We start from the raw sequence: 9,577 nt of genomic DNA on the forward strand, positions 1-9,577 counted from the left end.
AGGTCGATCGCACGGCCGTTGCCGACGAGGTCGTCCCACCACCCCGCGACGCCGCCGACGCTGCAGACCTCGCGGCTGGCCGAGATGCCGCCCTGCACGATCACCGTCGGAGCGCCCGGCGCACCATGCCAGAAATAGCGCAGCGTCGCCGTGACCGGGCCGCGGCCGTATTTCGGTGCGATGCGCACGACGGCCTCGCTGCGCGCCGGCAGCGGAATCGGCTGCAGGAACGCGGCGGACTCGTAGGCGAACGGCGCCGTGTCGAACGTGGCGAAGGAACTGGCGCTGGTCAGGCTCATGCGATTCTCCGGGCTCGGTATCGAGTTCCTCGGAGAAGCCGGCGACGGGTGCAGCGATCGCGACCGCAGGCTGCGGTCGGAAGCGGCTACCCATCTCTCGGCATGGCGCATCGCGCCTCCGTAGGAGTTGGCACCGTGCGGTTTCCCGTCGGTTGCCCCGGCTTCCAAGGGCCTTTCCCTCAGCCGGTCTCGATGGATCGTGGGCCGGGACTGTAGTGACTCGGCGCTCCGGCGTCAATGGACGTTTAGACGTCTAAACGGCCATATGCAAAATCAGACTATTCGGCGGCGCCCGGACGGCGCGCCAGCCGCCCCGGTCGGCCGGGCCGCATGTACGCCCCGGCGAACGGCCCCGAACCGCTTCCGGCGGACTCCGCGCCGAATTACGACACGGATCCGCATCCCCCGACCTCGGCAGCCTCTACAATCCGCCGATGAGAATTCCCGTCCGTCTCGCCGCCGCCCTGCTGCTGTTGACCGCTGCGGCGCCGCACGCCAAGAAAATATACAAGTTCACCGACGCCGCCGGCGTCACGCATTTCACCGACCAGCCGCCGAAGACCGACCGGCCGGTCGAGGAAACCCGGGTAAAGATCGAGCAGACGCCGATGGTGCAGCTGCGCGTCGAGGGCAGCGACAACCGGCGCCAGGCGCGCGTGTTCAACCATTTCGCGGGCCCGGCCCAGGTCGAACTCAGCGTTGGCGACGTGACCAACATCGCGACCGACCCGCCGCTGCCGCTGACCGTGGTCATGCGCGCGCGCGAGGAACGCGTGCTCGCGAACCTGCAGCAGACCGACCGGGCGCAGCCGGCGGGGTTCGAGCTCGCGCTGCGGGCCATCCCGGGCAGCCCCGATGCCCGCCACGACGACAGCGAGTACCGCTGGCCGCTCGGGCAGTACCCGGTCCGCATCCACCAGGGCTTCGACGGCGCGTTCAGCCATACGGGCGAGGAATCGCGCTACGCGATCGACGCCGCGGCCGAGGAAGGCACGCCCGTGGTCGCCGCGCGCGAGGGTGTCGTCATGGAGGTGCAGGACGACTATTACGGTGCCGGGCTCGACAAGGAAAAGTTCGCCACGCGCGCCAACGTCGTGCGCGTGCTGCACCGCGACGGCAGCATGGCGGTCTATGCGCATCTGAAACCCGAGAGCGTCGAGGTCCAGGCCGGGCGCCACGTCTATGTCGGACAGAAACTCGGCGAGTCCGGCAACACCGGGTTTTCCACGGGCCCGCATCTGCATTTCTGCGTCCAGGTCAACCGCGGCATGCGGCTCGTGTCGGTGCCGTTCCGGATGCGCGGCCCCGACGGCCCGCTGACGCTGACGGGTGCGGCCGCCGCGCGCTGACCGTCTCGAGCCCGGCCCGACGCGCCGAGACGCTATACTCCGCGACCCTTTCCCGATCCTGACGCGGAACGCGCCGCCCCGCGGCGGTCCGCCGCGATGCCATGTCCGATCACCTCACTGAAACGCGGCGCCGCCGCACCTTCGCGATCATTTCGCATCCCGACGCGGGCAAGACCACGCTCACGGAAAAGCTGCTGCTGTTCGGCGGCGCGATCCAGATGGCCGGCAGCGTCAAGGGCCGCAAGGCCGCGCGCCACGCGACCTCGGACTGGATGGCGCTCGAAAAGGAGCGCGGCATCTCGGTCACTTCGTCGGTCATGCAGTTCCCGTACGAAGGCCACATCGTCAACCTGCTCGACACGCCGGGCCATGCCGACTTCGGCGAGGACACCTACCGCGTGCTGACCGCGGTCGACTCGGCGCTGATGGTCATCGACTGCGCCAAGGGCGTCGAGGAGCGCACGATCAAGCTCATGGAGGTCTGCCGCCTGCGCGACACACCGATCATGAGCTTCATCAACAAGCTCGATCGCGAGGGCCGCTCGCCGATCGAACTGCTCGACGAAGTCGAATCGGTGCTGAAGATCCGCTGCGCGCCCGTCACCTGGCCGATCGGCATGGGCTCGCGGCTCAAGGGCGTCTATCACCTCGTCAGCGGCGAAGTGCACCTGTACGAACCGGGCCGCAACTTCACGCGCCAGGATTCGACGATCTTCGCTTCGCTCGAGGATCCCGAACTCGAATCGCGCATCGGCGCCGGCATGCTGCAGGAGCTGCGCGACGAGCTCGAACTCGTCGAAGGCGCGTCGCATCCGTTCGACCTCGACGAATATCTGGCCGGCCGCCTCGCGCCGGTGTTCTTCGGTTCGGCGGTCAACAATTTCGGCGTGCAGCCGCTGCTCGATTTCTTCGTCGAACACGCGCCCTCGCCGAAACCGCGCGCGACGACGACGCGCGCGATCGAGCCGGCCGAGGAAAAGATGTCGGGCTTCGTGTTCAAGATCCAGGCGAACATGGACCCGATGCACCGCGACCGCGTCGCGTTCATGCGCATCTGCTCGGGCCGCTTCGAAGCCGGCATGAAGGCGTTCCACGTGCGCAGCGGCAAGGACATGAAGCTCGCCAACGCGCTGACCTTCATGGCCTCTGATCGCGAGATCGTCGCCGAGGCCTATCCCGGCGACGTGATCGGCATCCACAACCACGGCACGATCTCGATCGGCGACACCTTCAGCGAAGGCGAGGCACTGAGTTTCACCGGCATTCCGAACTTCGCGCCGGAGCTGTTCCGCCGCGCGCGGCTCAAGGATCCGCTGAAGATGAAGCAGCTGCAGAAGGGCCTCGCCCAGCTGTCCGAAGAAGGCGCGACGCAGTTCTTCAAGCCGCTGATGTCGAACGACCTGATCCTCGGCGCAGTCGGCGTGCTGCAGTTCGACGTCGTCGCCTACCGGCTCAAGGACGAGTACGGCGTGGAGTGCGTGTTCGAACCCATCACGATCAGCACGGCGCGCTGGATCCATGCGAAGGACGCGAAGAAGCTCGAGGAATTCCGCGACAAGGCAGCGAACAACCTCGCGATCGATGCCGCCGGCGAACTCGTCTACCTCGCCCCGAGCCGCGTGAACCTTCAGCTCACCGAAGAACGCTGGCCCGACGTGCGGTTCGCGGCGACCCGCGAGCACGCGAGCGCCGTCGCGGTCTGACGCTCGCTGCGTCGCCCACAAAAAAGCCCGGATCGCTCCGGGCTTTTTTTGTGGATCGTCGGGCCGGCCGGATCAGCCGCCCGCGTGATTCCGGAAGATGCGGTCGCCGGCCGCGCCGTCGCTGCCGGAACGGAAGATGCGGTCGTCGGCCGCGTGATGCGCAACACCGTTCTCGAGCCGGGCGTCGAAGATCGTGTCGGCCGGCTTGACGGCCATGGTCGGTACGACCGGCTGACGCGCATTGTGCGCGACGAACAGTGCGATCGCCGCGACGACGCTCGCCGCCACCGCGCCCCATTGCCATCCGCCGCGGGCCGGTCGGGCCGACGCCGTGCGGCGACCACGGCCACGCGATTCGTGCGAAGCGGCGCCATGGGCAAGGTCGTGTGCCAGTTCGGTCGAAGCGGGCTCGAGCGCACGCAGGAACTGGACGAGGTCGGCATGCGCCGCAGAGCCCGCCAGCGCCGAAGCGACTTCATCGCGCTCGTGCGGAACCACGCGCCCCTGCGCCGCACGCACCGCGGTGTCGGCATCGACGAGCGCGCGGGCGCTCAGCGTCTGGTCGGCAGTAAGCGACTGATACAGCTCGGAAAGGCTTGGCTTAGTCATCGAAATCTCCAGCTCCTATGCCGCGCAGGCGCTCCTTGAGTTCGTCGAGCCCGCGCGAAACCAGTTTTCGTGCCGCTTCGGCGGAAGTTCCGACCAAGTCCGCGATCTCCTGCAGCGCAAAGCCCTGCAGATGCAGACTGATCGGCAGACGCCGGCGTTCCGGCAGCGCTTCGAGACAGGCTTTCAGCTGCTCGACATGCTGGCGTCCGCTGGCGCGGTCCTCCGGCCCTCGGTTCTCGTCCGGAAACGGCATGAAACCGTCGTCGGAGTCCTCGGGCAGCGGCTCGGTCGCCCTCACCTGCGCGCGACGCAGGGCGTCGATCACGGTGCTGGCAACCACTCGCTGGATATAAGACGCATGAAAGGCCGCGGACCGGTCACGCTCGATCGCACGCCAGAGACGGATGCGGACTTCCTGCTCGACGTCGTCGGCGTCGATGCCGTGCCGCGCGAGGCCATGAGCCGCGACGAGCGCGCGCAGCTTGGCGCCGTAGTCGGCCAACAGCCGCTCCAGGCGCTCGTGATTGGGGTCGTTAATGCGGCCCAAGAGAATTCAGACGACAGGGAAAGGCGCGCATCGTCCGCGAAAGCGCCCAGGCTGGCAATGCGCGGCTCAGCCCGCGATGTAGCGCTGCAGCTGGGCGAGTTCCTCGGCCTGCTCGTCGATGACGGCCTTGACCAGATCGCCGATCGAAATGACCCCGACGACCTCGCCCTGCGCAACGACCGGCAGATGCCGGATGCGCCGCTGCGTGCACAGACGCATGCAGTCGTCAACGGAGTCCTCGGGCGAAACGGTCTCGACCGGCGCCGACATGATCTGCCAGACCGGCGTCTCGGCCGAGGAGCGGCCCAGCAGGATGACCTTGCGCGCGTAGTCGCGCTCGGAAACGATGCCGGACAGCTCCCTGCCCTGCATCACGAGCAACGCACCGACATGGTGATCCGCCATCGCCTGGATGGCCTGAAGAACGGGCTGATCGGGCTCGACCGAATAGATCTCGCGTCCCTTGCCTTCGAGCAGATGCTTGACCTGACGCATGCTGACCTCCGCGCATGAACTGCCGGCGGCCGAGCCGCCTTTCGTCACTGAGGGCGAGTCTAGCGCGCGGCGATTGCCGCGACGACCGGGCCGCACCGGCCCGGTCGCCTCAGGGGATCACGGCGTTTCGAAGCCGTTCGCGAAGATGCGGTCGTTGATGCCGCCGGTCGGCAGCGGCCAGGCCCAGGCGCCGCGCGAGCGCGTGAACGCGACGAGCGTGGTCGTGCCGCGGTCGACGACGAGATCCCAGATCATCGAGCGGGGCAGACCCTGGAAATAGTTCCAGACCGGATTCGCGACGGTAATGTCGTCGGTGTAGTAGAGGCCCCAGTCGGTACCGGCGAACACCTGGCCCGGCACGTTCGGGTTGACCATGATCGCGTTGACCGGAATGTTCGGCAGGTTGCCGGACTTGTTTTCCCAGGTGAAGCTCGCGCAGTTCGCCGTGCAGGTGATGCGGAACACATGGCCCGGCGTCCCCGGCGTGTTCTGGTCGAACCCGGCGATCGCCGCATAGCCGACCAGCGGATTCTGTGCGTCGGTGACGACGTCCTGGACCGGCCGGTTCGGCAGCACGGCATTGCCGTTCGTCACGTTGACCGCAGTCGCGTTGTTCGTGCCGAGCACGCCGAGTCCGAACACGTACTGCACGTTGCCGTCGTTCGTGCCGACGATCGCGATCGTCGGATCGGTGAACGAGTACGCCATCTGGTTGATGTAGGAGCGATTGTCGCTGCCGAGAATCAGGGTGTTCTTGGTCAGGTCGCCGGTCTTTGACTGCCAGCTCGACGTCGGCACCGCGCCGGTCAGCGTTTCCCAGATGCGGTACGTGCCGGCCAGCATGCGGCCGCAACCGTTGACCGTCGCGTCGCAACCCGAATTGGCAACCGAGGTGTTGCCGTGCTTGTAGATTTCCAGCGGCATCAGGAAGCTCTTGCGATCCGCGGACCAGCCCCCGTTCGCGCTGGCCGTGGCGCCGAACGGCCCGGTCGTCGACACGCGGACGTTGCCGTTCTGCGACTGGTAGTACCAGCGCAGCGCGTTGACCGGCTCGATGCGCGTATAGGTGCCGTCGCCGCTGTTGGTCGACTCCCACATCATCGCGCCGGGATTCGCCGCGAACTGCGCGGCCGAACTGCCGTTGTCCTGTGCACCGCCGCTCGCGGCCGGATTCGCGGACGTCGCGAAGTTCGCCGTGATGTCGCCCGAATAGAATTCGATCGTGTTGAGGCTGTCGTTGATCGGGATGATGGACGGCGAGCCTGCCGTCGCATTGGCCGTGTAGTAGGCACCGCCGTCCGAACCGATCAGCAGCCTGTCCGGATCGTTGCCGACGTAGGCGCGCGCGTGATGGTCGACGTGGATCCCGCCGCCGGAATAGCCGCAGGTGAGGTTCGTGAACGTCGTGCCGCCGTTGGTCGAGCGGAACAGGTCGACCGCGCTCGCGAACACGACGTTCGGATCGGTCGGCGAGACGGTCAGGCCCGCGTCGTACCACATCTGCGTGCCGGCATTGCCGCAACCGGTGAAGCCGCTCGACGTCGCGGTCTGCGTCCAGGTCGCGCCGGCGTCGGTGGACTTCAGCACCGAGTTCACATTGCGCGTCGTCACGTCGGCAACCATCGCATACATGATCTGGTTGTTGCTCGGCGCGATCGCGAGCTCGATGCGACCGCGCGTCGTCGACGGATTGCCGTCGCCGGTGCCCGCAGGCCAGCCGGTGTTTCGCAGCGTCCACGAACCGTCTGCCGGACAGCCCGACGCGGGCATCGTCGTCTGATACACGCCGTTCGCGCCGTTCTTGCCGAGATCGGGCTGTACCGGCGTCGGTGTGCCGCGCGTACCGACCGCCGCATACAGCGTCGTGGTCGTGCCCAGGTCGACGGCGATCAGGCCGGTCATGTCCTGGCGCTGCGCGCTCGGCCCGGTCGCAAACGAATTCGTGTAGCAGGGGCCGGCCCAGGTCGAGCCGGCGTCATACGAGAAATACAGGCCGGTCTTGGTGCCGACGACGACCTTGTTGGAGTCGTTCGGATCGACGACGACCTTGCCGATGGCCTGGTACTGCGGGAACCCGTTCGCCGACGGGCCGTAGAGCGGACCGAACACGTCGGCGCCGAGCACGCTCCAGGTCGCGCCGGCGTCGGTGCTCTTCAGCAGTCCGGTCGAACCGAACGAGAACGAGCCGTAGCGCAGGTCGCCGGTGCCGGCGTAGATCGTGTTGTGGTTGTTGGGGTCGATATGGATGTCGCCGACCGCGGAGTTCGCGATCTCGGGAACGTCGGTCTTGATCTGCCACGTCGTCGCCGACGAACAGCAGTTCGTCGTCTTCCAGACGCCGCCGCCGTCGGAACCGAGGTAGGCGATCGTCGTATCGACGGGATCGACCGCAATCACGTTGACGCGGCCCGACACGTGACCGAAACCGAATTCCGTGTCGTTCAGCGGCTTCGGGCCGAGGGACGTGAACTGGGTCGGATCGAGCGCGAGCGGCGACACCGGCGAACGGCGATAGGTCTTGTCGCCCTGCGGCACGGCGGCGCGGATGCTCTTCTCGGCGACCGCGGCCTCGACCAGCCACATCGGCTGGAAGTCACCGGTCGGGTAGGACGCGCGCTGCGCCCAGTAGTCGCCTTTCGGCGGCGCGGCCTGCTCGTGTTCTTCGTGCTCGCGCTCGGTGGCGCCGAAACTGCGCGAAGGACTGGTCTGGCAGGCGCTCGTGGCCAGCGCTGCGGCGGCCAGTGCGAGACAAAGCCGCGACGGCGGCACGGACGGAACGGACATGCGTGGCAACTCCGCGCAGGCCGGCCGCGCGCATGCAAAGGCATGCCATCCCTGGTGCACTGCCGGCGATATCGGTGGACGGCGCAGATACGACCCCGCAGCGCCGTTGCTCAGCGTCCTGCGGCCACCCCGGGCACAGGACTTCCGGAGGATGCATCAGCCTGTGCGACTGAGTCCATAGACCGATTGGACGACAGCGTATGGTCTAGACGGAGTCGCGCGTTTCCGCAGGCGGCAACCGGGGCGCGTAGTGGCGATCGACGAGATAGAGCGGCCGCTGCTTGGACTCCACATACGTGCGGCCCAGGTATTCGCCGATCATGCCGAGCGCCATGAGCTGGGCGCCGCCGAGAAACAGCACGACGACCATCAGCGACGGATAGCCGCGCACCGGATCGCCGAAGAACAGGGCCTTCGTGAAGACGACGAGGCCGAACACGAACGCGGCTAGCGCGGCGACGAAACCGACATAGGTCGCCAGGCGCAGCGGGAACGACGAGAACGACGTGATCCCTTCCAGCGCAAAATTCCACAACTTCCAATAATTCCACTTGCTGTCGCCGGCGAAGCGCGGATCGCGGTCGTAGACGATCGCGGTCTGGCGGAAGCCGACCCAGGTGAAAAGCCCCTTCATGAAACGCTGCCGCTCGCGCAGGATCTTCAGCGCGTCGACGACGCGACGGCTCATCAGGCGGAAATCGCCCGTATCGCGCGGCACCGGCAGATCGCTCATCTTTTCCATCACGCGATAGAACGCCGCCGAGGTGAACTTTTTCAGCGCGGTTTCGCCGGCGCGGTTGGAACGCGTGCCGTAGACGACGTCGTAACCCTCGCGCCAGCGCGCGACGAATTCGGGAATCAGTTCGGGCTGGTCCTGCAGGTCGGCGTCGATGACGACGACGGCGTCGGCGTCGACGTGATCGAGCCCGGCGGTCAGCGCGAGTTCCTTGCCGAAGTTGCGGCTGAGCTTCAGCGTCGCGACGCGCGGATCGGAAGCCCGCAGCGACTCCATGACGTCCCAGGTGTCGTCGCGGCTGCCGTCGTCGACGAACAGCACGCTGCAGTCGAGGTCGAGCGAGTCGAACACGAGCCCGAGACGGCGCTGGAATTCGCGCAGACCTTCGCTTTCGTTATAGGCGGGGACGACGACGGCGAGCGTTTGCATGGGCGGAAATCGACTGGACTGAACCGGGTGATGCTAGCGGCCTGCCGTTACAGTGGCGAGAAAAGAGTGTGGAGGAGCGAGAAACGAACAGGTCCCATGCTCGTTTTTCACTCCGTCCTCCTCATTTCTCCCCGAGATACGCCGGCCCGCCGAGCTGCCGCGCCTGCCGTTCGATCCACGCACTGCGCCGCTGCACGTACGCGCTGGGTTTGTCGACGCGCAGGCGCCGCGGATTCGGCAGCACCGCGGCCAGCAGCGCGGATTCGCGCGGGGTCAGCGCGCCCGGCGTCTTGTGGAAGAACACATCGCTCGCGGCCGCGGCGCCGTAGATGCCGTCGCCGAACTCGGCGACGTTGAGGTATACCTCGATGATGCGCTGCTTCGGCCAGCACAGCTCGATCAGCACCGTGAAATATGCCTCGAGCCCCTTGCGCACGAAGCTGCGTCCGTTCCAGAGAAACAGATTCTTTGCCGTCTGCTGGCTGATCGTGCTCGCGCCGCGCAGGCGTTCGCCGTCCTCGGCGTCCTCGATCGCATCGCGGATCGCTTCGACGTCGAAGCCGTGGTGGAGCGGAAACTTCTGGTCTTCGGCCGCGACCAGCGCGATCGGCAGCGCCGGGGAAACC

General features: G+C 67.0%; 8 protein-coding genes, 1 pseudogene and 1 riboswitch. Of the genes and pseudogenes, 2 read left to right on the top strand and 7 right to left on the bottom strand.

What is annotated here, in order from left to right; all coding sequences use genetic code 11:
• Positions 1 to 299, bottom strand: a pseudogene (locus VLF18_RS23050) (alpha/beta hydrolase); the annotation flags it as partial.
• Positions 300 to 386: 87 nt separating this feature from the next.
• Positions 387 to 498, bottom strand: a riboswitch (SAM riboswitch).
• A 235-nt stretch (positions 499 to 733) separates the two neighbouring features.
• Between VLF18_RS23050 and VLF18_RS23055 the strand changes: the two are divergent.
• A complete protein-coding gene (locus tag VLF18_RS23055) occupies positions 734 to 1,648 on the top strand; it encodes a peptidoglycan DD-metalloendopeptidase family protein (protein WP_325281975.1) in 915 nt (304 codons plus the stop codon).
• Positions 1,649 to 1,749: 101 nt separating this feature from the next.
• Positions 1,750 to 3,351: a peptide chain release factor 3 gene (locus VLF18_RS23060; RefSeq protein WP_325281976.1), complete on the top strand. Its 1,602-nt coding sequence runs from the start codon at positions 1,750 to 1,752 to the stop codon at positions 3,349 to 3,351.
• 72 nt (positions 3,352 to 3,423) lie between these two features.
• On the opposite strand, the gene VLF18_RS23065 is transcribed toward VLF18_RS23060, so the two are convergent.
• The 6 genes from VLF18_RS23065 to mtgA all read right to left on the bottom strand — a co-directional run.
• Positions 3,424 to 3,960, bottom strand: coding sequence for a hypothetical protein (locus VLF18_RS23065; protein ID WP_325281977.1), 537 nt, complete (start codon positions 3,958 to 3,960; stop codon positions 3,424 to 3,426).
• A complete protein-coding gene (locus tag VLF18_RS23070; RefSeq protein ID WP_325281978.1) occupies positions 3,953 to 4,507 on the bottom strand; it encodes an RNA polymerase sigma factor in 555 nt (184 codons plus the stop codon). The genes VLF18_RS23065 and VLF18_RS23070 overlap by 8 nt, the downstream gene beginning before the upstream one ends.
• A gap of 66 nt (positions 4,508 to 4,573) precedes the next feature.
• A complete protein-coding gene (locus VLF18_RS23075) occupies positions 4,574 to 5,002 on the bottom strand; it encodes a CBS domain-containing protein (RefSeq protein ID WP_325281979.1) in 429 nt (142 codons plus the stop codon).
• Positions 5,003 to 5,119: 117 nt separating this feature from the next.
• Complete coding sequence (locus tag VLF18_RS23080; RefSeq protein WP_325281980.1) at positions 5,120 to 7,786, bottom strand: hypothetical protein; 2,667 nt, start codon at positions 7,784 to 7,786, stop codon at positions 5,120 to 5,122.
• A 205-nt stretch (positions 7,787 to 7,991) separates the two neighbouring features.
• Positions 7,992 to 8,951, bottom strand: coding sequence for a glycosyltransferase family 2 protein (locus VLF18_RS23085; protein ID WP_325281981.1), 960 nt, complete (start codon positions 8,949 to 8,951; stop codon positions 7,992 to 7,994).
• 121 nt (positions 8,952 to 9,072) lie between these two features.
• Positions 9,073 to 9,577, bottom strand: a 505-nt coding sequence (mtgA, locus tag VLF18_RS23090; RefSeq protein WP_325281982.1) for a monofunctional biosynthetic peptidoglycan transglycosylase, incomplete at its 5' end; no start/stop codon positions are given.

It is taken from the genome of Tahibacter sp. (assembly GCF_035481375.1).
Lineage (GTDB): Bacteria > Pseudomonadota > Gammaproteobacteria > Xanthomonadales > Rhodanobacteraceae > Tahibacter.

Bases quoted from the DNA above. Each gene is read 5' to 3' on its own strand.
- VLF18_RS23055 (WP_325281975.1), top strand. From the start codon at position 734: ATGAGAATTCCCGTCCGTCTCGCCGCCGCCCTGCTGCTGTTGACCGCT.
- VLF18_RS23060 (WP_325281976.1), top strand. From the start codon at position 1,750: ATGTCCGATCACCTCACTGAAACGCGGCGCCGCCGCACCTTCGCGATC.
- VLF18_RS23065 (WP_325281977.1), bottom strand. From the start codon at position 3,960: ATGACTAAGCCAAGCCTTTCCGAGCTGTATCAGTCGCTTACTGCCGAC.
- VLF18_RS23075 (WP_325281979.1), bottom strand. From the start codon at position 5,002: ATGCGTCAGGTCAAGCATCTGCTCGAAGGCAAGGGACGCGAGATCTAT.
- VLF18_RS23080 (WP_325281980.1), bottom strand. From the start codon at position 7,786: ATGTCCGTTCCGTCCGTGCCGCCGTCGCGGCTTTGTCTCGCACTGGCC.
- VLF18_RS23085 (WP_325281981.1), bottom strand. From the start codon at position 8,951: ATGCAAACGCTCGCCGTCGTCGTCCCCGCCTATAACGAAAGCGAAGGT.